This window comes from Streptomyces sp. NPDC057445 (assembly GCF_042802855.1).
Lineage (GTDB): Bacteria > Actinomycetota > Actinomycetes > Streptomycetales > Streptomycetaceae > Streptomyces.
Genome location: NZ_JBHVDH010000004.1, coordinates 324087 through 347668, shown reverse-complemented (window position 1 = coordinate 347668; position 23582 = coordinate 324087). Strand labels below are relative to the sequence as shown.

The following is a 23582-nucleotide window of genomic DNA, read 5'->3' as shown; positions in this document are numbered from 1 at the left end:
TCTCTGCCCATGACCGCACAGCGCCCCGGCCCCTGCCACCCGGGCGCGCCACATGGCAGAGGGCCCCGCGGTCCTTCGACCGCGGGGCCCTCCGTCGCCGTACGCCGGGCGTGTCAGCCCATGAACTTCTTGAACTCGTCGGGGAGCTCGAAGTCCTGGCCCGCGCCTCCCGCCGGCAGACCGAACGCACCGCCCTGAGAAGCCTGTTCGCGGCGGACGGCGGCGGCCTGCTCCTCGGCCTTGCGCTTCATCGGGTTGCCGCTCTTGCGCTTGCCCTTGGCCTGCTTCTGCTGCTTCTTCTGGCGGCCGGCGCCACCGCCCATGCCCGGGATCCCGGGCATGCCCGGCATGCCGCCGCCCTGAGCCATCCGGGACATCATCTTGCGGGCCTCGAAGAAGCGCTCGACCAGGCCCTTCACCGCGCTGACGTCGACACCGGAACCCTTGGCGATACGGGCACGGCGCGAGCCGTTGATGATCGTCGGGTCGTGGCGCTCGCCGGGCGTCATCGACTTGATGATCGCGGCCGTACGGTCCACGTCACGCTCGTCGATGTTGTTGATCTGCTCCTTGATCTGCCCCATGCCGGGCAGCATGCCGAGCAGCTTGGAGATGGAGCCCATCTTCCTGACCTGCTCCATCTGGGCCAGGAAGTCGTCGAGCGTGAAGTCCTTGCCCTTGCTGCTCGCCAGCTTGGAGGCCATCTTGGCGGCCTCTTCCTGGCTGAAGGTCTGCTCGGCCTTCTCGATGAGCGAGAGCATGTCGCCCATGCCGAGGATGCGGGACGCCATGCGGTCCGGGTGGAACGCGTCGAAGTCGTCCAGCTTCTCGCCGTTGGAGGCGAACATGATCTGCTTGCCGGTGACGTGCGCGATGGAGAGCGCGGCACCACCGCGGGCGTCGCCGTCCAGCTTGGAGAGCACGACACCGTCGAAGCCGACACCGTCGCGGAAGGCCTCCGCGGTGTTGACCGCGTCCTGACCGATCATCGCGTCGACGACGAACAGGACCTCGTCGGGGCTGACCGCGTCCCGGATGTCCGCGGCCTGCTGCATCATCTCCTGGTCGATGCCGAGGCGGCCGGCGGTGTCGACGATGACGATGTCGTGGACCTTCGACTTCGCGTGCTCGATCGACTCCTTGGCGACCTGGACCGGGTCGCCCACACCGTTGCCGGGCTGCGGCGCGAACACGGCGACGCCCGCGCGCTCGGCGACGACGGCCAGCTGGTTCACGGCGTTGGGGCGCTGGAGGTCGGCGGCGACGAGCAGCGGGGAGTGGCCCTGGCTCTTGAGCCAGAGGCCGAGCTTTCCGGCGAGGGTCGTCTTACCGGCGCCCTGGAGACCCGCGAGCATGATCACGGTGGGCGGCTGCTTGGCGAACCGCAGCCGCCGGGTCTCACCACCGAGGATGCCGATGAGCTCCTCGTTGACGATCTTGATGACCTGCTGCGCCGGGTTCAGCGCCTGGGACACCTCGGAGCCCATTGCGCGTTCCTTCACCTGCTTGATGAAGGAGCGCACGACGGGCAGCGCGACATCGGCCTCGAGCAGCGCGATACGGATCTCACGCGCCGTGGCGTCGATGTCCGCCTCGGACAGGCGGCCCTTGCCCCGGAGGTTCTTGAATGTCGCTGCAAGGCGGTCGGAGAGGGTGTCGAACACGGTGGTCGCGGATCCTCAGGTCTCGGGGGCGGGCGGACAGATGTCACCCAAGGGTATCCGGACGTGCGGTATGGGGTCTGCCCCCTGTCCACCCGCCTGCCCCGGGGCCGTCACCCGCGCAGTGCCCCTTCGAGCGCGCGGGCCACCGCGGCGGCCTCGGCCAGGGGCAGCGGAGCTCCTGCCGACCCTGTGACGTAGAACGCATCCACGGCGTTGGCGCCGAGCGTCGACACATGCGCGCTCCGCACCCGTACCGCCGCCGATTCAAGGGCGTGACCGATGCGGTGCAGCAGGCCCGGGGCGTCCTGGGCGCGCACCTCGATCACCGTGGCGTGGTGCGAGGCGGCCGGGGCGACCGTGACCCGTGGTGGCGGGGCCGTCACTCCGCGCCTGCGCGGGTACGCCGCGTCCCGCTCTGCAAGCCTGGCAGGGATGTCGAGAGAACCGTCGAGGGCCCGTACGAGGTCGGCGCGGAGCCGGGCGGCCTGCGGCAGGGACCCGTACGCGGCGGCGACGCGCCAGCTCAGTACGAGTACGGACCCGGGCCCCACCTCGCTCGGCAGCTCGATCGCGCGCAGGTCGGCGGCGCGGACGGTGAGCCGGTGCAGGGCGAGGACGCCGGCGGCAGCGGGCAGCACACCGGGCTGTTCGGGCACGGCGATCAGCAGCTCCACACCCACCGGCTCCGGTTCGCCCTCGGGCTGCGGGACCTCGGCCTGCGCGTGCAGGGCGAGCACGGGACCCCCGGTACGCAGTGCCTCGACGGCGAGCCGCTCCTGCTCTGCGCTCGGAGCCTCCGGCTCCGGTTCGGCGGGCTCCTCCCCCGCGAGCACCCCGGCGACCCGCCTCACGAGGTCGGCGACGAGTGAGCCGCGCCACGCGGACCAGGCCGCGGGCCCGGTGGCGAGGGCGTCGGCCTCGGTGAGCGCGTGCAGCAGTTCCAGGGTGCTCAGCGACCCCACGAGTGCGGCGACGGACCGTACCGTCGCGGGATCGTCCAGATCACGCCGCGTGGCGGTCTCGACGAGCAGCAGATGGTGGCGTACGAGCGTGGCGATGACACCCACGTCGTGCTTGTCGAAACCGATCCGGGCGGCCACATCTCGGGCGATGGTCTCGCCTGCCACCGAGTGGTCACCGGGCCAGCCCTTGCCGATGTCGTGCAGCAGCGCGGCCACCAGAAGCAGGTCGGGGCGCCCGACGCGGCGGGTGAGTGCCGACGCCCGTACGGTGGCCTCCACGAGATGGCGGTCGACGGTCCAGGTGTGGACGGGGTTGCGCTGGGGGCGGCAGCGCACACGCTCCCAGTCGGGCAGCAACCGCGTGATCAGCCCCTCGGCTTCCAGCGCCTCCCACACGGAGACGGTGGACTCGCCCGCGCCGAGCAGCGTCACGAGCTCCTCGCGTGCCTCGGCCGGCCAGGGCACCGGCAGCGGCCCGGTGGCTGCCGCGAGATGACGTACCGCGTGCAGGGAGAGCGGCAGCCCGGACTGGGCGGCGGCCGCGGCCGCCCGCAGCGGCAGCACCGGGTCGCGTTCCGGCTTGGCCGTGCGGGCGAGGACGGCCTCGCCGTCCATCTCGACGACGCCCTCGGCGAGCGGCGTCCGCCCGGGCTCGGGACGGCGGCCGCCGAACACGGCCCGCAGCCGCGGCCGCGCGGACCGGGCCCTGAGCACCCGGGTCACCTCCCGCCAGGTGACGTCCGAGGCGTACGAGACGGTCCGCGCGGCCTCGTACACCTGCCTCAGCAGCGCGTCGGCGTCGAGGAGACCGAGCTCCGCGGCGACCTGCTCCTGTTCCTGGAGGGCGAGCCGGTCGGTGGCCCGTCCGGTGGTGAGATGGAGCGCGTCGCGGGCGTCGAGGAGGACGCGACGCGCCTCTGCGAGTCCCTCGCGCGGTGCGTCGGCGAGCCAGGAGGCGGCGACGGCGCGCAGGACGGTGGCGTCGCGGAGCCCGCCACGCGCCTCCTTGAGGTCCGGCTCCAGCAGGAACTGCAGTTCGCCCTGCCGTTCGGCCCGTTCCCGGCAGAGCTCGTCCAGTTCCGGGAGCCGCTTGGGCGCCTGGTTGCGCCAGTCGGCGAGTACAGCCGTGCGAAGCCCGGCGACGAGCCCGAGGTCTCCGGCGACACCGCGGGCGTCGAGCAGGCCGAGCTGCACCTTCAGATCGTCGCCCGCTGTCTTGCGGGCCTCGCCGGGGGTGCGGACGGAATGGTCGAGCGCGAGGCCGAGGTCCCAGACCGGGTACCAGATCCGGTCGGCGAGGGAGGCGATCGCCCCGGCGTCCGCGCTGCCGTCGTGCAGCAGCAGGAGATCGAGGTCGCTGCGCGGGGAGAGCTCACCGCGCCCGTATCCCCCGACGGCGACGAGGGCGGCGCCGCGCACACCGGTGCTCCGGGCCGCGGCGGTGAAAAGCGCGGACAGCCAGTCGTCGGTCAGCCGGGCCAGGGCGGCACGGCGCGGCGGCCCGGACTGCGCCTTCTCCTGGAGGAGGCGCAGCCGGGCCGCCGCGTAGCCGCTGGGTCCCGAGTCTTCTGCTTCCGTGGTCACATCGAGGCTCGTCACCCGGCAACTCCCGTCTACAGTGCGTCCGGGCCGCGTTCGCCGGTGCGTACGCGGACCGCGGTCTCGACCGGCACGCTCCACACCTTGCCGTCGCCGATCTTGCCAGTCCTGGCCGCCTTCACCACCACGTCGATGAGCTGTTCGGCGTCGTCGTCCTCGGCCAGGACCTCGATACGGATCTTGGGGACGAGGTCGACGGTGTACTCCGCGCCCCGGTAGACCTCGGTGTGGCCACGCTGGCGTCCGTAGCCGCTCGCTTCGGTGACCGTGAGTCCCTGGACCCCGAAGGCCTGCAGGGCCTCCTTGATCTCGTCCAGCCGGTGCGGCTTCACGACTGCGGTGATGAGCTTCATGCGTCCACCTTCTTGTTCTTCGGTGCGGCTGCCACGCTGTCGGCGGGTGCGGGGGCGCTCTTGCGGGAACCTGCCCCGCCACCCGCTCCGCTGAAGTCGTACGCGGTCTCGGCGTGCTCGACCTGGTCGATGCCGGAGATCTCGTCGTCCTCGGGAACCCGCATGCCGATCGTCTTGTCGAGGGCGAAGGCCAGGATCGCGGAGACGATCAGAGAGTAGGCGAGGACGGCGAAGACTCCGACGGCCTGCTTGCCGAGCTGGTCGAACCCGCCGCCGTAGAAGAGACCCTTGACGTCGGACTGCACGCCGCCGGTGGCGAAGAAGCCGACGAGGAGGGAGCCGACGACACCGCCGACGAGGTGGACGCCGACGACGTCGAGGGAGTCGTCGTAGCCGAACTTGTACTTGAGACCGACGGCCATGGCGCACAGCAGACCGGCGATGGCACCGATGCCGATGGCGCCGAGCGGGGAGCAGGAGCCACCGGAAGGTGTGATGGCGACCAGACCCGCGACCGCGCCGGACGCGGCACCGAGGGTGGTGAAGGAGCCGTGGCGGATCTTCTCGTACGCCAGCCAGGCGAGCATCGCGGCGGCGGTGGCGACCTGGGTGTTCACGAACATCACCGCGCCGACGCCGTCGTCGTTGCCGAGCCAGGAGCCGGCGTTGAACCCGAACCAGCCGAACCACAGCAGACCGGCACCGAGCATCACCAGCGGCAGGCTGTGCGGACGCATCGGGTCCTTCTTGAAGCCGACGCGCTTGCCGATGACCAGGATCACGCCGAGCGCCGCGGCACCGGCGTTGATGTGGACGGCGGTACCGCCCGCGAAGTCGATGACCCCCAGCTCGAAGAGCCAGCCGCCCGCGCCCCAGACCCAGTGCGCGACCGGGAAGTAGACGACGGTGACCCACAGCGTGATGAACAGCGCCCAGGCGGTGAACTTCACGCGGTCCGCGAGCGCGCCGCTGATCAGGGCGGGCGTGATGATCGCGAACATCAGCTGGAAGACGGCGAAGACGTACACCGGGATGGTGTAGCCGTCCCAGAGCTGGGTGATCCCGATGCCGCTCAGTCCGACGTAGTCGGAGGACCAGCCGATGAGGGAGCCCGAGTCGGTGCCGAAGGCGAGGCTGAAGCCGTACAGCACCCACAGGATCGTGACGATCCCGAGGCTGATGAAGCTCATCATCAGCATGTTGAGGGTGCTTTTGACCCGGACCATGCCTCCGTAGAAGAAGGCCAGGCCCGGTGTCATGAGCATCACCAGTGCGGAGCAGATGAGCATGAACCCGGTGTTTGCGGCAGACAGCTCGGGGGCGTCTGCGGCAAGCGTCGAGATGCCTGGAGGCATCGGCGTCTCCTCGTCGTCGTACGGCCTGTGCGGGGCGGGAGCCTGTGCGGCTGGACAACCGGTGGGGGCGGCATCCGGTGCGGCTGCCTGTGGAGTCGGCCGGTTATGCGCCATGAGGTTGGCGCGCCGCGGTTTCCGCCGATGCCGCACGATGTTTCGCCGCAGTGACGAAGAGGTCGGGAGTGTTACGCCCCGATGAACTGCCGGTCGCGGTCCGGGCGCGGGACATACCATCCCGAAACTGCGGCCGTCGGTCGATGAGCCGCAACGGCGGCCGGCCGGCGCCGGGGGGACGCCGGTCCGGCACGCACGGGACCGGCCGCGACGGCACCCGGTCTGACCTGGCGTGGGGGGCCGAGTCGGGCTGTATCGGGTGGCCGTCGCGGCCGGGGTTCTGGGTGAATCGCCCGGTCAGACCGCTTCTGCGGTCTCGGGCAGCTGGGCGGTGAGCAGATCGGTGAGGCGGACGACCTCTGCGACATCGCCGAAGCCCCTGGCGGCGGCGTCGACGGTCTTGCGCAGCCGTGTGTTGACCCGCTCGGAGCGGACCCGCTTGGCGATGTGCAGGGCCTGTTCGGCGAGGTGGGTGGACTGCTCGGGCTCTCTCTTCAGCAGATGGACCGTGGCCATCCCGATGAGGTTCAGTGCATACGAGCGCTGGTGCTCGTCGTCCTGCCCGAAGAGCTCTACGGCGCGCTCCATGACCGGCTCGGCGAGCGAGGCGTACGTGGGGCTGCGACCGGCGACATAGGCGAGGTCGCGGTAGGAGTGGGCGTTCTCTCCGTTGAGTTCGGCCTCGGAGAAGAACCGGATCCAGTCGGGCTCGGGCTCGCTCGCCTCCAGCGCGTCGGCGAAGGTGTCCTCCGCCATGCGGACGGCCCGCTTGGTCTTGCTGGGCTGGCCCATGTTGGCGTACGCACGGGCCTCCATCGCATACAGCATCGCCTGTGTGCGGGGGGTGGCGCAGTCACGGCTGCCGTACTGCGCGAGATGGATGAGCTCAAGGGCGTCGTCGGGCCGGCCGAGATGGATCATCTGGCGGCTCATGGAGGAGAGGATGTACGAGCCCAGCGGCTTGTCCCCCGCCTCCTTGGCGGCGTGCAGGGCGAGGACGAAGTACTTCTGCGCGGTCGGCTGGAGCCCGATGTCGTAGCTCATCCATCCGGCCAGTTCGGCCAGCTCCGCGGCGCAGGTGAACAGCCGCCGGGACGTGGCCGCCGGCTGGGGCTCCTGGAGCAGGTCGGTCACTTCGTGGAGCTGGCCGACGACCGCCTTGCGGCGCAGTCCGCCGCCGCACTGCGCGTCCCACTGCCGGAACATCGCAGTCGTGGACTCCAGCAGCTCCAGCTCCGGCCTGGAGAGCCGGGAGGGGCGGCCGGAGAGCGGCACGGACTCGCGCGGTGCGCTCTCGACGGCGGGGCCGGGCACGAGCCAGCGCTGCATCGGCTCGATGAGGGCCGGGCCGGCGGAGAGGGCGAGGGAGGTACCGAGGAAGCCGCGGCGGGCGAGCATGAGGTCGCTGCGTGAGAACTCGCTGAGCAGGGTCACGGTCTGGGGACCGGCCCAGGGCAGGTCGACCCCGGACACGGAGGGCGACTGATGGGCGGCGCGAAGGCCCAGGTCCTCGATGGCGACGACGCTGCCGAAGCGCTCTGAGAACAGCTCGGAGAGGATGCGCGGGATCGGCTCGCGCGGCTGCTCGCCGTCGAGCCATCGCCGTACGCGCGAGGTGTCCGTGCTGATGTGATGGGCGCCCATCTGGCGCGCCCGGCGGTTCACCTGCCGCGCGAGCTCGCCCTTCGACCAGCCACTGCGCACGAACCATCCGCTCAGCTGCTCGTTCGGGCGCTTGCCGGTTGTCGTACCGTCTGCGCCGCTGCCGCTCACTGGAACGCCCCCATCCGATGCTGCCTTCTTCGCGCGAACCCGTACCAGAATGCCGTGAGTTACTGCCCCACGTCCGGAGGTTGCACCCCCTCGAACAGGAAACCGAGTTGCCTCCGGCATACCCACGAGTACGACGACTTCCCGAGGGTTCGTGCACCGAAAGTAATCCTACGATCACTGCTTCGGCCATGGCGATTCCAGAAACGCCACCATTCGCCACCCCTTCGAATGAACCCCCCGGCGGCCAGGCACGATTCACTTGACATGCGACGAGCAGGGAGTGGGCGGAGCGTTGCGCGCCAGGGCGCGCAGATCGGTGCGCACCACCCCGACTGTCACGGAGCGCCTCCAGGCAGGGTCCCGAACCCACCCGACGGCGACTCTGCGTCACGGGCGAACTCCGGCTCGTAACCACCGGCGAGTTCGACCCGTTGGAGGGGGCATGGGCTTCACGATCGGCAGCAGCCGCGCAGTCCGGGAGATCCGGCCCGGCCCTTGGCGCCGCGGCCGCACGACAGAGTGCACCGCGGTGGCCGAGTACACAGGACTGTGGAGCTGGGACGTCGTCCCGGGCGCGCGGGCGGCCGCGGGCCGCTGCTCCTGCGGCGACGCGGCGTGCGCGGCACCCGGGGCACACCCGCTGGGCTTCGCGCCCGAACTCCCGGCGGGGTCGACACTCGACGACGCGACCAAGGCGTGGGCGAAGGTGCCAGGGGCATCGATCCTGCTGCCGGTGGGGCGCGCGTTCGACGTTCTCGACGTCGGGATCACGGCGGGACGTCGCGCCCTGCTCCGGCTCGAGCGCATGGGCATCCCTCTGGGGCCGGTGTGCGCCACCCCCGCGGGCCGCGCCCAGTTCTTCGTGGCCACGGGCGCCTCGTCCGAACTCCCCGAGCTCCTCTACCGCATGGGCTGGGACGACACCGGCCTCGACATCCACTGCCTGGGTCCTGGCACCTGCATCACCGCACCACCCTCGGACCACGCGGGGCTCGGCCCCGTCGAGTGGCTCCGCCCCCCGGGCCTGGACACGAACGCGACGCCCCCTCCGGCCCGGCTCCTCCTGGGCACCCTGGCGTACATCTGCCATCGCTCGGCGACGGCGTAGCGCCGGGAGCAGGACCTCCGCGAGGCCCGCCGTTCGGGCACCTCGTTATGACGGTCGTCATAGCAGCAGCTATCGTCTATGACGACCGTTATAGGAGGTGGTCATGACCGTGATCACCGTCACGACGCCGTCGGGGCGTCTGACCACCGACCAGCGCCGCACCCTGGCCCGGACCCTGACCGATGCCGTGCTGGTCCCGGAGGTCGGTCAGTTCGCTCCGGCCGCGCGGGTGGGATTCCAGGTGCACTTCGTCGAGCGGGCGCCCGAGACGATGGCCATCGGCGGGGTCCTGCTGGCCGACGCCGCTCAGGACGTGATGGTGATCGATGTGGCGGTCATGGATGCCGACTGGCGCCGTGAGATACGGGCAGAGGTCATCGAGCGCATCCTCGCGGCAATGGCCGATGCCTGCGGAGCGGACACTCCCTCACCGGCATGGTGGGTGAACTTCCGCGTCATCGAGGACGGGAGCTGGGGTTCCCGCGGCCGGGTGCTGTCCATCCTCGATCTGCTCGACAGCGGAGTCTTCACCGCGGACCGCGCCGAGGCCGTCCGCACCGCGCTCACCGCCTGAGTTCCCCGCCCCCGGAACGCCGCACGCCGCGCCGCGAGACAGTCGCGGCGCGGCGTGCGGGCAGACGGGCAGACGGGCAGGCAGGCAGGAGCGGGGCAGACCCCGTCGGGGCTTCCTGGTCGACGAGCCGGCCGGCCTAGTCGCCGATGAGAGCGTCGACGAACGCCTCCGGCTCGAACGGGGCCAGGTCGTCCGGGCCCTCGCCCAGGCCGATCAGCTTGACCGGAACGCCCAGTTCACGCTGGACCGCGATCACGATGCCGCCCTTGGCCGTGCCGTCGAGCTTGGTGAGGACGATGCCGGTGATGTCGACGACCTCGGCGAAGACACGGGCCTGGACCAGGCCGTTCTGGCCGGTGGTCGCATCGAGGACGAGCAGGATCTCGTCCAGCGGACCGTGCTTCTCCACGACCCGCTTGACCTTGCCGAGCTCGTCCATGAGGCCGGTCTTGGTGTGAAGGCGGCCGGCCGTGTCGATGAGGACGACGTCCGCACCCTCCGCGATGCCTTCCTTGACCGCGTCGAAGGCGATCGACGCCGGGTCGCCACCCTCGGGCCCGCGAACCGTACGGGCACCGACGCGCTCGCCCCAGGTCTGGAGCTGGTCGGCCGCGGCCGCACGGAAGGTGTCCGCCGCGCCGAGCACGACCGACCGGCCGTCGGCCACGAGCACCCGCGCCAGCTTGCCGGTCGTGGTGGTCTTGCCGGTGCCGTTGACTCCGACGACCATCACGACGCCCGGGGTGTCCAGACCGCTCTCGGTCTTCACGGCGCGGTCGAAATCCGTCCCCAGCAGACGGAGCAGTTCTTCGCGGAGCAGCCGGCGCAGCTCCTCCGGCGTGCGCGTTCCCAGCACCTTCACCCGCTCCCGCAGGTGCTCGACCAGCTCCTGCGTGGGTGCGACGCCGACGTCCGCGGTGAGGAGCGTGTCCTCGATCTCCTCCCACGTCTCCTCGTCGAGGTGCTCGCGCGACAGCAGGGTCAGGAGCCCCTTCCCGAGCGTGTTCTGCGAGCGGGCGAGCCGCGCCCGGAGCCGCACGAGACGGCCCGCGGTCGGTTCCGGCACCTCGATGGCGGGGGCGGCGGGAGCCTCGGGCTCCGCCACCGCGGCGGGCGCCTCGGCGGCAGGGGCTTCGGGGAGATCGACCTCCTCGATGGTCCGGCGTGGTTCTTCCCGCGGGGTCTCCGCCTCCTCGCCGACGTGCGGCTCGGCGGGCGGAGCGGTGATGGTCGGCGTACTCGACGGCGCCGATGGCGGCAGCTGCTTCTTCCTGCGGCTGCTGACCACGAGCCCGCTGATCGCGCCGACCGCGACCAGAGCGATGACTACAGCAAGGATGAGGATTTCCATAACCCGTCCAGTATCGGCCACGGCCGGTGCGGAAAGCCCTCTCGGAGGTTCACACAAGCCTCCGGGTCACCATTTGGGCTTTTTGGGGGGAATGAACGATAGTTGGGCTTCTGCCTGCGCGACCCGTGCCGTGACCCGGCCGGCGGCAGCGCGGGTCCCGCAGCTTCCCCACCCGTACGGAGCCTCACTAATGCCGCACGCCTCCGAATCCGAAGGCGCGATAGAGACCCGCGGCCTCGAGCCGGTCCCCGACGACGAGCGCACCGGCCACGTCCGTCAGCTCTTCCCCACCTGGGTCGCCGCGAACATCAGTGTGCTGCTGCTCACGATGGGCGCGGGCCTGATCGTTTTCAACGGCCTCAACATCTGGCAGGTACTGGTCGTCGGGATCACGGCACCCGTCGTCTCGTATGGGCTCGTCGGACTGGTCTCCCTCGCCGGAAAGCGGGGCGGCTCCCCCGGGATGGCGCTCTCCCGCGCGGTGTTCGGCCAGCGCGGAAACCTCTTTCCCGGTTCACTGATCTGGGTGGCCCGCTGGGGCTGGGAGACCATCAACGCCGTCACGGGCGCCTACGCGCTGCTGACCGTGCTCGATCTGCTCTTCGGCGTCGAGCCGAACACCGCGCTGATCGTCGTCACCCTTCTGGTCTTCGTCGCGGCGACCTTCCTGGTCTCCGGGCTCGGCATCAACGCGCTGCGCGTCTGCAGCAAGTGGTCGACGTACCTCTTCGGCGGCTTCTCGGTGCTCGTGCTCGGCCATCTGGTCGCCCACACCGACTGGTCGGCCGTCCTGGACAAGCCGGCCGGCTCCACGGCGATGATGATCGCCGGAATCGGCACCATCGCGGCCGGTGGCCTCAGCTGGGTCCCCTCGGCACCGGACTTCACCCGCTATCTGCCGCGCACGGCGTCGAACCGCGCCGTGGTGGGTTCAACGATCGGCGGCGCAGGCATCGTCGTCGTTCCGATGGTGCTGATGGGCGCGGTGATGGCGGTGGCGACCCCGGATCTCGCGACGGCGCAGGACCCGGTCTCGTTCATCGGTGAGCTGCTGCCCGCCTGGATCTCGGTGCCGTACCTGCTGATCGCGCTGGTCGGCATGCTGCTGATCAACTCGATGTCGATGTACTCGGCCGGCTTCACCGCGCAGACGCTGGGCATCGAGGTGCCCCGGGCCTGGGCGGTCAGCGTCAACGCGGTCATCTCTCTGGTCTTCGGCTTCCTTCTGATGGTGGTGGCCACCAGCTTCATCGGCTCGTTCATCTCCTTCCTGACCCTTCTGGCCGTGGCGTTCTCGGCGTGGATCGGCGTCTTCGGCGTCGACATGCTGCGCAGGCGGGTGTACGACGGCGAGGCGCTGATGGACACGACGCGCACCAGCGCCTACTGGTACCGGGGTGGCTTCGCCTGGCAGGCGATGACCGCCTGGGGTGCGGCTCTCGTGACCGGTCTGCTCTTCACCAGGGTCGATTGGTTCGCCGGCCCGCTGGCCTCGTCCTTCATCGGGAAGAACGGCCTGGGCTGGGCCGTGACGGTCGTCGTCGCGGCGCTGTTGTACGGGTTTCTGCCGCGGACGCGGCCCACCACAGCGACCGCGCCGGGGACCGAAGAGCACGAGCCCGCGACTGTTTCCATCTGACGCGACGTCAGCTAGCGTCCCCCTTCGCTACCGGTGCGACCCGCGGCCTGCTTTTCGGCCGGGGTCCGGGGGTTGCACCGGGACGACACAGCACACCCGGCGGAGGGGAACGTCTCGTCATGGCCTTCACAGTCGTACGGTTCAACCTCGTCGACCCCGCGGCGACCCCCGAGTCCCTCGCGGACCGCTATCGCGCGGCGCTGGAGATGACCGCGTACGCCGACGACCGGGGCGTCGACACGATCCAGACCGAGGAGCACCACGGCGCCGCCGACAACTGGATGCCGTCGCCCTTCACCTTCGCGGGTGCCGTCCTCGGTGCGACGCGCCGGATCGCGGTGACCGTCTCCGCGGTCATCGGCCCGCTGCACGATCCGCTGCGGCTCGCCGAGGACATCGCCGTGCTCGATCTGCTGAGCAGGGGACGGCTGGTCACGGTGGCGGGCATCGGCTACCGGCCGGAGGAGTACGCGGCCCACGGCGTCGACTGGAAGCGGCGCGGGGCGCTCCAGGACGAGCTTCTGGACACCCTGCTCGCGGCCTGGACGGGCGAGGATTTCACCCATCGGGGGCGCACGGTACGGGTCACCCCTCGCCCGTACACCCAGCCGCATCCGATGCTGCTGGTCGGCGGCTCCTCGAAAGCGGCGGCCCGGCGCGCCGCCCGTCTCGGGCTGCCGTTCTTCCCGAGCGCGTATCTGCCCGAGCTGGAGGAGCACTACCACCGGCTGCGTGAGGAGTACGGCACCGAGGGCTTCTGCATGATGCCGGCGGCCGAGACGCCGCTGCTGCACGTCGCGGACGATCCCGACGAGACCTGGGCGCGCTACGGGGAGTACTTCCTGCACGAGGCACGGACGTACGCGTCCTGGCAGTCCCGGGACATCCGTTCGGCGGTGAGGTCGACGGCCGCGACGGTGGCGGAACTGCGTGAGGAGGGTGTGTACCGGGTGGTGACGCCGGATCAGTGCGCGGAGATGGCGGGCGACAGTCTCGTACTGCATCCGCTGTGCGGCGGCATGCCGGTGGACGAAGGCTGGCGCAGCGTCCAGTTGTTCTGCGAACAGGTACTGCCCCGGCTCAAGGGCTGAGCCGGGGCAGTTCCGTGTCCGAGGAGAGGGGCAGCGGGGATTAGCCCATCTCCTCCAACGCCTTGCCCTTCGTCTCCGGCACCCACTTGAGGATGAAGGGGATCGAGAGCAGGGCGAAGAATGTGTAGATGACGTACGCGCCCGACAGATTCCAGTCCGAGAGGGTCGGGAAGGTCACCGTGATCAGCCAGTTGGCGATCCACTGGGCCGAGGCGGCGACACCCAGCGCGGCGGCGCGGATCCTGCCCGGGAACATCTCGCCGAGCAGAACCCACACCACGACACCCCAGGAGAGGGCGAAGAAGAGCACGAAGAAGTTGGCGGCGAAGATGGCGACGGTGCCCTGGAGGCTGGGCAGCGAGACCACGTCGCCGACCTGGGTCTTGTACGAGAAGGCCCACGCGGCGATCCCCAGCGAGATCGCCATGCCGGCGGAGCCGACGAGCAGAAGCGGCTTGCGGCCGATCCGGTCCACGAAGATCATCGCGACCACCGTGCCGAGGATGTTCACGATGGAGGTCTCGAAGGAGTAGAAGAACGAGCTCTCCGGGTTGATACCGACCGACTGCCACAGCGCGGAGCTGTAGTAGAAGATCACGTTGATGCCGACGAGCTGCTGGAAGACGGAGAGACCGATACCGATCCAGACGATCGGAAGGAAGCCGAACCGGCTGCCCAGCAGGTCCTTGAACGACGGCTTGTGCTCGTGCCGCATGTTCTCCTCGATCTCCGCGACCCGGACGTCGAGGTTCACCTCCTTGCCCTCGACGTCGCGCAGGACCTGGCGCGCCTTGTCCTGGCGGCCGACGGAGATCAGGAAGCGCGGCGACTCGGGGATGACGAAGGAGAGCAGCCCGTACAGCATGGCCGGCACGACCATGACGCCGAGCATCCACTGCCAGGCTTCCAGTCCGCCGATCTTTCCGCGCTGCTCACCGTCGGCCACCTGGAGGATGGCCCAGTTGACCAGCTGCGAGACAGCGATGCCGATCACGATCGCGGCCTGCTGGAACGAGGCGAGGCGGCCGCGGTAGGCCGGCGGCGAGACCTCGGCGATGTAGGCGGGACCGATGACCGAGGCCATACCGATGGCGACACCGCCCAGGACACGCCACATGGCGAGGTCCCAGAGGGCGAACGGGAGGGCCGAGCCGAGCGCGCTCACGGTGAAGAGGGCCGCGGCGATCTGCATGACCCGGATACGGCCGATACGGTCGGCGACGCGGCCCGCCGTGGCGGCGCCGATGGCACAGCCGATCAGCGCGGCGGCGATGACCTGGGCCAGGACCTCCGGACCGACGTCGAAGCGGTCCCGGATGGCGACGACGGCTCCATTGATCACCGAGCTGTCGTAACCGAAGAGGAAGCCACCCATCGCGGCCGCCGCCGCGATGAAGATGACGTGGCCGAGATGCTCCGGCCTGGCCTTACGGCCTTCGGGCGACTGCGCCTGCGGTGTGCTGGTCACGTGTACTCCTGGGGCCGCCCGGCAGCGGCGCCGGACGTGGGGGGCGAGCCCTTCAAGTGGCGCACAAGATCCTGCCGCCCACCACTTGAAGGTAAAAGCAACGTTGCAGAGACTATTCCTTCAAGTTTCGAAGTCAAGACCGTCCAGCAATCCCCTCCAATCACCCCACAGGTCGCCTTGAGTTCAAGCTTTGAAGATCCAGTGGAGACCGAGTGACCGCCGAAGGGCAGTGGCGCCTCAGCGGAGGCGCTGGCTGATCACCTTGGAGACGCCGTCACCCTGCATGGATACGCCGTAGAGCGCGTCCGCGACCTCCATCGTTCGCTTCTGATGCGTGATCACGATCAGCTGCGAGCTCTCCTGCAGCTCCTGCATGATGCGGATCAGCCGCTGGAGGTTCGTGTCGTCCAGGGCCGCCTCGACCTCGTCCATGACGTAGAAGGGGCTCGGCCTGGCCTTGAAGATCGACACCAGCATGGCCACGGCGGTCAGCGACCGCTCCCCGCCCGACAGCAGCGAGAGCCGCTTGACCTTCTTGCCCGGCGGGCGGGCCTCGACGTCGACCCCTGTGGTGAGCATGTTGTCGGGGTCGGTCAGGATGAGCCGGCCCTCGCCGCCGGGGAACAGCCGCGAGAAGACCCCCTCGAACTCACGGGCCGTGTCCCGGAAGGCCTCCGTGAACACCTGCTCCACACGCTCGTCGACCTCCCTCACGACCTGAAGGAGGTCGGCGCGGGTCTTCTTCAGGTCTTCGAGCTGCTCGGAGAGGAACTTGTGCCGTTCCTCCAGCGCGGCGAACTCCTCGAGGGCGAGCGGATTCACCTTTCCGAGCTGCTGGTACGCCCGTTCGGCGGACTTGAGCCGCTTCTCCTGCTCGCCGCGGACAAAGGGCCGCGGCTGGTTGCGCGGATGTTCGGGATCGTCGGGGAGCTCCTCGCCCTCGGCAGGCGGGGAGGGCGGCACGAGCTGGTCGGGGCCGTACTCGGACACCAGGCCCGCGGGCTCGACGCCCAGCTCCTCCAGGGCCTTTGTCTCCAGCTGCTCGATCCGCAGTCGCTTCTCGGCGCCGAGAACCTCGCCGCGGTGCACCGAGTCGGTGAGCTTGTCGAGTTCGCCCTTGAGGTCACGGCCCGCGGACCGGGCGACCGTCAGCTCCTGCTCACGGGCCGACTTGGCGGCCTCGGCCGCCGCCCGCTCCTGCTCGGCGCGTACGACGGACACCTCGACGTGGGCGAGGAGCTGGCGCGCTCCACCGGCCACGGCCCCGGCCACGGCGGCCTCGTGGCGCAGCCGGGCGCGGCGCTGCTCGGCGCGCGCCCGCGCCTCACGCTCGGCACGTGCCGCACGGTCGAGAGAGTCGGCGCGTCCTGCGAGGCCCTTCACACGCTCCTCATGGGTGCGGACCTGGAGCCGGGCCTCCATCTCCGTCTGGCGGGCGTTGGCGCCGTCGGCCGCCAGGCGGTCCCTCACAGAGGTGTCCGGCTCGTCCTCGACCGGCATCTCCTCCGCCACCGCAAGCCGCTCGGCGAGCTCCTCCGCCTCGTGGAGCGCCTTCTCCAGGGCCTCCTCGGCGCGGGCTGCCGCCGCCGCCGTCCGCTCGGCCTCGCCCGCGGCGCCGCGTGCCTGCCCGGCGAGCCGTCCGAGCTGCTGCGCGAAGCCCGCCTTCTCCTTCTCGGCCGCCCGGCGCCTCTCTCCCAGCTCCTCGACGAGACGGGCGCACTCCTTGCGCCGAGCCCCTGCCTCCTGCTGCTGTCCGGCGAGCTCCTCGCACCGTACGGCCAGCTCGTCGAGCCCGGCCGCGGCCTCGTCGACGGACGCCTGGACCTCCAGCAGGCTCGGCGCCCCCGCGGAGCCTCCCTGCGCGAAGTGCGCCCCGAGAACGTCCCCTTCCTCGGTGACGGCGGTCAGCCCGGGACGGGCATGGACGAGGTCCTCGGCGTCCTCCAGCGTCCCGACGACCACGACCGCGTGCAGCAGCCGGCGCACCGCGGGCATCAGCTCCTCGGGACCGCGCACCAGACCGGCGGCGTACGGGTACCCGTGCGGGGGCGCCTCGACGGGCTCGCCGGAAAGCCCTGACGGCCCGGGGCCGGGAGCGCCGCCCAGCAGTATCGCGGCGCGGCCCGCATCGGTCTTGCGGAGCAGGCGCAGCGCTTCCGCCGCCGTCGCGGGGTTCGAGACCGCCACCGCGTCGGCCGCCGCCCCGAGCGCCGCCGCGACCGGGATCTCGTAACCGGGTGAGACCGTCAGCAGCTCGGCCGCGGGTCCCAGCAGACCCGTCAGCCGGTCGCGGGCGTCCAGGAGTGCCCCGGTGCCGTCCTTGCGGCGCAGGCCCTGGGAGAGCGCTTCGTGGCGGGCGGTGAGGGCCGCGTGTCTGCGCTCCGCGGCCGTGGATGCCTCACGCGCCGCGGACAATGCGGCCTCGGCCTCCGCCAGTTCTCGCTTGGCCGCATCGTGCCGGCCTGCCAGGGCCGAGTCGTCCGCGTCCAGGCCGTCGACCTCGGCCTTGAGCTGTTCGTACTCTTCCTGTGCCGTGGTCGCCCGCTCCCGCGCCTCGTCACGGGCCGCCGCGAGCCGGCCGATCTCGGCCTGGGCAGAGGCCGCGCGCGAACGCGCCGCGTTGACCTGACCGTTCAGCCGGGCGAGGCCCTCGCGCCGGTCGGCGATCGCCCGCGCCACATCCTTCAGCCGGCGCTCCTCCACCGCGAGCTCGCGCTCCAGTTCGGCACGGTGGGCGACGGTGTCGTCGAGCGCGCGCTCCGCCGCCTCCAGAGCGGCCTCCAGCTCCGCCTCCTGCTCGCGGATCCGGGCGGCCTCACGCTCCATGTCCTCGGGGTCCCGCCCGCGCCGCTCCTCCGCGGGAGCCGAGGTCGCGCTCTTGACCCGTGCGTCGGCCAGCGACACCGTGCCCCGCACGCGCTCGGCCAGCTGCGAGAGTTCGTACCAGGTCTGCTGCGCACGCTGGAGCCGCGGCGCCAGCCGGCGTACCTCGTCCTCGAGCTCCGCCTCCCGCGCCTGCGCCGTCCGCAGCTCCCTCTCGGCCGCCTCCTTGCGCTCCTTCAGCGCGGCCTCGTCGGCGACCTCCGACTTCAGCGCCTGGCGCATCCCCACGAGATCGTCGGCGAGCAGCCGCAGCCGGGCGTCGCGCAGGTCCGCCTGGATGACGGCGGCCCGACGGGCCACGGCGGCCTGCCGTCCCAGGGGCTTGAGCTGCCGCCGCAGCTCGTCGGTCAGGTCCTGTACACGGGCGAGGTTCGCCTGCATCGCGTCGAGTTTGCGCAGCGCCTTCTCTTTGCGCTTGCGGTGTTTGAGGACCCCCGCGGCCTCCTCGATGAAAGCGCGTCGCCCCATCGGATCCGCGTGCAGGACCGAATCGAGCTGACCCTGACCGACGATCACATGCATCTCGCGCCCGATACCGGAGTCGGAGAGCAGTTCCTGAATGTCCAGCAGCCGGCATGTGTCGCCGTTGATCTGGTATTCGCTGCCGCCGTTGCGGAACATGATCCGCGTAATCGTGACCTCGGCGTACTCGATGGGCAGAGCACCGTCGGAGTTGTCGATCGTCAACGAGACCTCGGCCCGGCCGAGCGGCGGCCGCCCGGTGGTCCCGGCGAAGATCACGTCTTCCATCTTGCCGCCGCGCAGCGATTTCGCGCCTTGCTCGCCCATGACCCAGGACAGCGCGTCCACCACATTGGACTTGCCGGAGCCGTTCGGCCCCACGACACACGTGATGCCGGGCTCGAAACGCAGCGTCGTGGCGGACGCGAAGGATTTGAACCCGCGCAGGGTCAGGGCCTTGAGATGCACGCCCGGGGACTCTACCTTTCGGTCTCGGTTTCACCTATGAAGGTGCAGGGCACATCAGACGGTAAAGCACGGTGAACATGGCCCAACGGCGGGGGAGACAAAGAAAGAAGGGACGCCGAAGCGTCCCTTGCATACCTAATTGCGAGAGTGTTTCTCACATGATCCCGACAGGGGATGGGATCATGTGAGCGCCGGCTCGCCCTTGGGTACGTCGATGTCGATGCCTTCGAGCAGCGACTCGCCATGGTGCTGTGCGGCGGCACTCAGCGCGTCGTTCTCGGACTGGATCCGTACGAGCTCGGACTCCAGGTCCTGGACGCGCTGCTGAAGCCGTCGCATCTCGGCGAGAAGTCGCGGGTCGGAACCGCCGACGTAACCGAGAAGCGCCTTTGCCATGATGGATGGTCCTCCACATTGAGTGACCGACCGATGCGGTGTGGGTCGTGAGGGATTCGCACCCGCGGTGCTCGGCAGCGGTTGTCATCACTGCGGTTCGAACTGCCAAACAGCTAAGGTGCGCGGGGCTTCCAGCGTCTCACCAAAAAGTTTGACGGTCAACACGATCACGCCCGCGTCGGCGGACAACCCGGGGGCTCGCGGCCGTCGAAGTCACGGCGGCGGCACCTCCAGCGGGGCCCTGGGGGCGTGGAGATCATCCTTACTGCGGCAGCCTGGCACGCCGAGACCGCTATTGGCAACCACCAGGCAATTTCGGCCGAACGCATGTGCCGACGGCAGCCGCCCGAACACATCCCGTGGCCATGCGGAGGGCCCTTTTCGACCTTCCCTCAGCGGATCGCGAATCCGTCGTAGCCGCCGCGCGGTGTGCCCCAGATCTCCGTCACGCCGAGTACTTCGCCGGGCGTGTCGGGCGAGCGGAGCCACTGCAGAAGACGGTGGCAATTCTCACGTGGCCCCTCCGCCACAACCTGCACTCTGCCGTCGTCGAGATTGAGTGCGAAGCCGTGGAGACAGCCGATCTCCAGAGCATTTGCCCTGGTGAACCAGCGGAAGCCCACTCGCTGTACTCGGCCGCGTACCCAGGCGGTGAGCCGCGCATGTTCATTCATGCACGCAACCTAACGGGTCAATTCCCCTCAGATCACATCGCCCCCTCCCATATTCGCGTACAGTCGCCACGCATTGGGCCTCACTCGTTCGGGTGAATCGAGTGGGTCCCATGTGTATGTCACGCATGTCGCGTATTCCGCGCATGCCGGTTTGACGTCGAGTGCAGAGAGGGCGACCGGATGGGACGGCACCGCCGGAAGAACCGGGCTTCATTGCCCGTACGCACCGGGCTGCTCGGAGCCTCCGCTGCCGTGGCGGTGGGCACCGTGGCCGCGGCCTCCGGGCTGCTGCCGGGTGGCGACGAGTTCATCGTGGGCGGGAGCAGCTCCAGCAGTCAGCAGGTGCGGGAGTCGGCCTCCGGCCAGCTGAATGCCCAGGGCGGCGCCTCCGCCACACCGTCGGACCGCCCTTCGGCCACCGTGAGCCGTGGCGCCGAGCGCCCGGCAGGCCCGCCCAAGGGCGTCTCGGCGACGAACGGCAAGACCTCCGTGGCGCCGTCGGCGCCCAAGACGAAGGCTCCCGAGGCGAAGCCGCCTGCGGCTCCGGAGAAGAAGAGGGCGCCGGAGGCGAAGGTGCCGCAGGCGCCGGTGAAGACGGCGCCCGAGAAGAAGGCGCCTGCGACTCCGGAGAAGACGGCGCCGCAAGCGCCGGTGAAGACGGCGCCCGAGGCTCCCGAGCGCAAAGCCCCGTCCACCCCCTCGAAGCCGCCCAGGGTCAAGGTCCCGACCGGCGAGGCCGCCGCGGAGGCCGCGGTGCTGACGCTGGTCAACGAGGAGCGCGCGAAGGTGGGCTGCAGCCCGGTACGCCTGGAGGCATCGCTGGGGGCGCTGGCCGGCCGGTTCAGCGAGGACATGGCGGGACGCGGCTTCTTCGACCACACCGACCCGGACGGCGACGACCCGTGGGAGCGGGCCGCTCAGTCCGGTGTCAGCGGGCTCGGCGGCGAGAACATAGCCCGCGGCCAGGCCGACGCCGAGACGGTGATGCGCTCCTGGATGAACAGCGACGGCCACCGCGCGAACATCCTCAACTGCGACTACCGCACGCTGGGTGTGGGGGTGTCCTTCGCGGAGGGCGGCCCGTGGTGGACCCAGGACTTCGGCTACTGAGATTTCCGCGGCCCCCGACCGATCTCCTTGGTCAGGGGCCGTTCACCTGCGGTGGGTGCTGCGGGATGTGACCCCACGGTGGCATCGCTGCCACGACCGTTCGGAAGATCCTCGAGCGGTCGACGCGCCCACGCAGGCTCCAACGGCCCCGACGCCTCGCTCCGTCACGGCCCCACCTGCCCCCTCCCGAGCGTTCGGGTTCTCCAGTAGGCCATGGCATCCGCGCCGAAGCCGGCCGCTACGAACAGGCATCCCAGCCAGAAGAGCGACGTGCTCTGCCGCTCCACGCCGCCGAGCAGCATCACCACCATGCCGAGGCCGGGAAGAAAGATCGCGCCGGCCTTCCACCACTCGCCTTTGCGAGCTTTGCGGATCGCAGCGGCCGACCCGAGCACGAAGACCAGCACCATTACTGCCATTGCTATCCGCATGACGGCAGTCTGCCGCGTCCTTGTCCGCCGGATACCGCCGCGTGCTCGATCGGCAGAGGGAACCCCGGGGCGCTCCCTGCGTGGTGCCCAGGCGCCCCCGACGTCACGGCCGCACGCGCGGGGGACGCTGGCAGCGCGGGCAGAAGTAGCTGGAGCGGTTCATCCACGGGCGCCTGCGCATGGGGGTGCCGCAGCGGCGACAGGGCTCGTCCTCGCGGCCGTACGCGTCCAGGGAGCGGTCGAAGTACCCCGATTCGCCGTTCACATTGACGTAGAGGCTGTCGAAGCTTGTGCCGCCGACGGCGAGGGCGGCGTTCATGACGTCCCGTACATGGGCGAGGAGCTCGGCGGAATGGGGGCGGTTCAGGCTCGCCGTCGGACGGTCGTAGTGGAGCCTGGCCCGCCACAGGGCCTCGTCGGCGTAGATGTTCCCGACCCCGCTGATCAGCGACTGGTCCAGCAGGGCGCGCTTGACCGTCGTACGCCGCAGCCGCAGGGCGGCGACGAATGCGGCGTCGTCGAACGCAGGGTCGAGCGGGTCGCGCGCGATGTGGGCGATGACGTCCGGGAGGCCGTCGGGACCGGTGTCGTGCAGGGACAGCCCGCCGAAGGTGCGCTGGTCGACGAAGCGGAGCTCGGTGCCACGGTCGTCCTCGAACCGGATCCGGATCCGCAGATGCTTCTCGTCGGCGGCCGCCTCGGGCTGGACGAGCAGTTGCCCGCTCATTCCCAGATGCCCGAGGACAGCGGCGCCGCTGTCCTCCAAAGGCAGCCAGAGGTACTTTCCGCGCCTGCGCGCGGCTCCGATCCGATGTCCCTCGAGGCGTGCGGCGAAGTCCTCGCCACCGCCGAGGTGTCGCCGCACGGCCCGTGGATGCAGCACCTCCACGGACGCGACGGTCCGCCCGGCGACCCAGGCCTCCAGACCGCGCCGGACGACTTCGACCTCGGGCAGTTCGGGCACGAAGCTCCTCCGACAGGGGTGCGGGACGACGCCCGCAGCGTACCTCCGGGCGGAGCGCCCTGGAACCGGGGCCGGATACAGCCGGACAACGCGAAGGCCCCCGCTGCGCTCGCGCGCGGCGGGGGCCGGAAGCGGGGTCAGGCCGTGGCCTGGGGCGAAGGGGTGTCGGCGGTCCCTTCGTCCTCGGAGACGGACTTCTCAGCAGCCGCACGCTCGTCCGCTGCGGCGCGGATCGCGCGCCACGCGGACTCGGCCGCCTGCTGCTCCGCTTCTTTCTTGCTGCGGCCGGTGCCGGTGCCGTACGAGACACCACCGACGCGGGCGGCAGCAGTGAAGGTCTTCTCGTGGTCCGGACCGGTCTCTGTGACCAGGTACTCGGGCACGCCAAGACCCTCGGCCGCGGTCAGTTCCTGGAGACTGGTCTTCCAGTCCAGGCCGGCGCCGAGGTTGGAGGACTTCTCGATCAGCGGGTCGAAGAGCCGGTGCACCAGCTCGGACGCCACGTCGAGGCCCTGGTCGAGATAGACCGCGCCGATCACCGCTTCAAGGGTGTCGGCGAGGATGGATGCCTTGTCCCGGCCGCCCGTGCCCTCTTCACCCCGGCCGAGCCGGATGAAGGAGCCCAGGTCCAGGCCACGCCCGACCTCCGCCAGCGCACGCGAATTGACCACCGCGGCCCGCAGCTTGGCCAGCTGGCCTTCGGGCAGGTCGGGGTGGGTACGGTAGAGCGTGTCCGTGACCACCAGTCCGAGCACCGAGTCCCCGAGGAACTCGAGCCGCTCGTTGGTGGGCAGGCCGCCGTTCTCGTATGCGTACGAGCGGTGGGTCAGCGCACGCACCAGAAGGGCGGACTCGAGCTGATACCCGAGCCGCCCTTCCAGAAGCGTGTGGGACGAGGCTGCGCTTGCGTTGTCTGCCTGCTTTCCTGCGGCGTTGGACAACTCAGACACCGTGCCTCTCACCAGCCGCTCAGACCTCGAGGACCTGGCGCTTGTTGTAGGTGCCGCAGCTAGGGCACGCGATGTGCTGCTGCTTCGGCTCCTGGCAACGCTCACACGAAACCAGGGTGGGGACCGCAGCCTTCCACTGCGACCGGCGGTGGCGCGTGTTGCTGCGCGACATCTTCCGCTTCGGAACAGCCAC

The 23582-nt window shown here is 70.3% G+C and carries 19 protein-coding genes; 5 read left to right on the top strand and 14 right to left on the bottom strand.

Annotation, left to right across the window (positions count from 1 at the left end; genetic code table 11):
• Positions 1-113: 113 nt before the first annotated feature.
• From ffh to ACFU5O_RS12780, 5 genes are all read right to left on the bottom strand, one after another.
• Complete coding sequence (gene ffh / locus ACFU5O_RS12800) at positions 114-1664, bottom strand: signal recognition particle protein (RefSeq protein WP_384239457.1); 1551 nt, start codon at positions 1662-1664, stop codon at positions 114-116.
• 110 nt (positions 1665-1774) lie between these two features.
• Positions 1775-4225, bottom strand: coding sequence for a [protein-PII] uridylyltransferase (locus ACFU5O_RS12795; RefSeq protein ID WP_384239455.1), 2451 nt, complete (start codon positions 4223-4225; stop codon positions 1775-1777).
• Between the two features lie 14 nt (positions 4226-4239).
• Positions 4240-4578, bottom strand: coding sequence for a P-II family nitrogen regulator (locus ACFU5O_RS12790; protein WP_338673182.1), 339 nt, complete (start codon positions 4576-4578; stop codon positions 4240-4242).
• The gene (locus tag ACFU5O_RS12785; RefSeq protein WP_384239453.1) at positions 4575-5933 is read right to left on the bottom strand and encodes an ammonium transporter; all 1359 of its coding nucleotides are present in this window, start codon (positions 5931-5933) and stop codon (positions 4575-4577) included. Before ACFU5O_RS12785 ends, ACFU5O_RS12790 begins: the two co-directional genes overlap by 4 nt.
• 411 nt (positions 5934-6344) lie before the next feature.
• Positions 6345-7820, bottom strand: coding sequence for a hypothetical protein (locus ACFU5O_RS12780; RefSeq protein ID WP_384239451.1), 1476 nt, complete (start codon positions 7818-7820; stop codon positions 6345-6347).
• A gap of 442 nt (positions 7821-8262) precedes the next feature.
• Between ACFU5O_RS12780 and ACFU5O_RS12775 the strand changes: the two genes are divergently transcribed.
• Both ACFU5O_RS12775 and ACFU5O_RS12770 read left to right on the top strand, forming a co-directional pair.
• A complete protein-coding gene (locus tag ACFU5O_RS12775) occupies positions 8263-8928 on the top strand; it encodes a bifunctional DNA primase/polymerase (RefSeq protein WP_384239449.1) in 666 nt (221 codons plus the stop codon).
• Positions 8929-9031: 103 nt separating this feature from the next.
• On the top strand, positions 9032-9502 hold the full coding sequence (locus ACFU5O_RS12770) for a 4-oxalocrotonate tautomerase family protein (protein WP_384239447.1): 471 nt from the start codon (positions 9032-9034) through the stop codon (positions 9500-9502).
• Positions 9503-9638: 136 nt separating this feature from the next.
• Here ACFU5O_RS12770 and ftsY read toward each other — a convergent pair whose 3' ends face one another.
• A complete protein-coding gene (ftsY, locus tag ACFU5O_RS12765) occupies positions 9639-10853 on the bottom strand; it encodes a signal recognition particle-docking protein FtsY (protein ID WP_384239446.1) in 1215 nt (404 codons plus the stop codon).
• A gap of 190 nt (positions 10854-11043) precedes the next feature.
• Between ftsY and ACFU5O_RS12760 the strand changes: the two genes are divergently transcribed.
• On the top strand, positions 11044-12492 hold the full coding sequence (locus tag ACFU5O_RS12760; RefSeq protein ID WP_384239445.1) for a cytosine permease: 1449 nt from the start codon (positions 11044-11046) through the stop codon (positions 12490-12492).
• 119 nt (positions 12493-12611) lie between these two features.
• Positions 12612-13583, top strand: a complete 972-nt coding sequence (locus ACFU5O_RS12755) for an LLM class flavin-dependent oxidoreductase (protein ID WP_384239443.1) — start codon at positions 12612-12614, stop codon at positions 13581-13583.
• A 40-nt stretch (positions 13584-13623) separates the two neighbouring features.
• Here ACFU5O_RS12755 and ACFU5O_RS12750 read toward each other — a convergent pair whose 3' ends face one another.
• The 4 genes from ACFU5O_RS12750 to ACFU5O_RS12735 all read right to left on the bottom strand — a co-directional run bounded on the left by ACFU5O_RS12750 (position 13624) and on the right by ACFU5O_RS12735 (position 19934).
• Complete coding sequence (locus tag ACFU5O_RS12750) at positions 13624-15051, bottom strand: sugar porter family MFS transporter (protein ID WP_384239441.1); 1428 nt, start codon at positions 15049-15051, stop codon at positions 13624-13626.
• 237 nt (positions 15052-15288) lie between these two features.
• Entirely contained in the window at positions 15289-18864 is a 3576-nt protein-coding gene (smc, locus tag ACFU5O_RS12745; RefSeq protein ID WP_384239439.1) for a chromosome segregation protein SMC, read from the bottom strand.
• A gap of 180 nt (positions 18865-19044) precedes the next feature.
• Entirely contained in the window at positions 19045-19260 is a 216-nt protein-coding gene (locus tag ACFU5O_RS12740; RefSeq protein WP_266383794.1) for a hypothetical protein, read from the bottom strand.
• A gap of 392 nt (positions 19261-19652) precedes the next feature.
• Positions 19653-19934 (bottom strand): acylphosphatase, encoded by a 282-nt coding sequence (locus ACFU5O_RS12735; protein WP_384239437.1) that lies wholly within the window; start codon positions 19932-19934, stop codon positions 19653-19655.
• Between the two features lie 213 nt (positions 19935-20147).
• On the opposite strand from ACFU5O_RS12735, the gene ACFU5O_RS12730 reads away from it, so the two are divergent.
• Complete coding sequence (locus ACFU5O_RS12730; protein ID WP_384239436.1) at positions 20148-21044, top strand: CAP domain-containing protein; 897 nt, start codon at positions 20148-20150, stop codon at positions 21042-21044.
• 164 nt (positions 21045-21208) lie between these two features.
• On the opposite strand, the gene ACFU5O_RS12725 is transcribed toward ACFU5O_RS12730, so the two are convergent.
• The 4 genes from ACFU5O_RS12725 to rpmF all read right to left on the bottom strand — a co-directional run bounded on the left by ACFU5O_RS12725 (position 21209) and on the right by rpmF (position 23582).
• A complete protein-coding gene (locus ACFU5O_RS12725) occupies positions 21209-21454 on the bottom strand; it encodes a hypothetical protein (RefSeq protein WP_384239434.1) in 246 nt (81 codons plus the stop codon).
• Positions 21455-21578: 124 nt separating this feature from the next.
• On the bottom strand, positions 21579-22439 hold the full coding sequence (gene mutM / locus ACFU5O_RS12720) for a bifunctional DNA-formamidopyrimidine glycosylase/DNA-(apurinic or apyrimidinic site) lyase (RefSeq protein WP_384239433.1): 861 nt from the start codon (positions 22437-22439) through the stop codon (positions 21579-21581).
• 137 nt (positions 22440-22576) lie between these two features.
• Positions 22577-23389, bottom strand: a complete 813-nt coding sequence (gene rnc, locus ACFU5O_RS12715) for a ribonuclease III (RefSeq protein WP_384239431.1) — start codon at positions 23387-23389, stop codon at positions 22577-22579.
• A 19-nt stretch (positions 23390-23408) separates the two neighbouring features.
• The gene (gene rpmF, locus ACFU5O_RS12710) at positions 23409-23582 is read right to left on the bottom strand and encodes a 50S ribosomal protein L32 (RefSeq protein WP_026165248.1); all 174 of its coding nucleotides are present in this window, start codon (positions 23580-23582) and stop codon (positions 23409-23411) included.

Coding starts and splice junctions, on each gene's coding strand:
- ACFU5O_RS12725 (WP_384239434.1), bottom strand. CDS start 21,454: ATGGTGCTGGTCTTCGTGCTCGGGTCGGCCGCTGCGATCCGCAAAGCT.
- ACFU5O_RS12770 (WP_384239447.1), top strand. CDS start 9,032: ATGACCGTGATCACCGTCACGACGCCGTCGGGGCGTCTGACCACCGAC.
- ACFU5O_RS12775 (WP_384239449.1), top strand. CDS start 8,263: ATGGGCTTCACGATCGGCAGCAGCCGCGCAGTCCGGGAGATCCGGCCC.
- ACFU5O_RS12735 (WP_384239437.1), bottom strand. CDS start 19,934: ATGAATGAACATGCGCGGCTCACCGCCTGGGTACGCGGCCGAGTACAG.
- ACFU5O_RS12755 (WP_384239443.1), top strand. CDS start 12,612: ATGGCCTTCACAGTCGTACGGTTCAACCTCGTCGACCCCGCGGCGACC.
- ACFU5O_RS12785 (WP_384239453.1), bottom strand. CDS start 5,933: ATGCCTCCAGGCATCTCGACGCTTGCCGCAGACGCCCCCGAGCTGTCT.
- ACFU5O_RS12790 (WP_338673182.1), bottom strand. CDS start 4,578: ATGAAGCTCATCACCGCAGTCGTGAAGCCGCACCGGCTGGACGAGATC.
- ftsY (WP_384239446.1), bottom strand. CDS start 10,853: ATGGAAATCCTCATCCTTGCTGTAGTCATCGCTCTGGTCGCGGTCGGC.
- ACFU5O_RS12760 (WP_384239445.1), top strand. CDS start 11,044: ATGCCGCACGCCTCCGAATCCGAAGGCGCGATAGAGACCCGCGGCCTC.
- ACFU5O_RS12740 (WP_266383794.1), bottom strand. CDS start 19,260: ATGGCAAAGGCGCTTCTCGGTTACGTCGGCGGTTCCGACCCGCGACTT.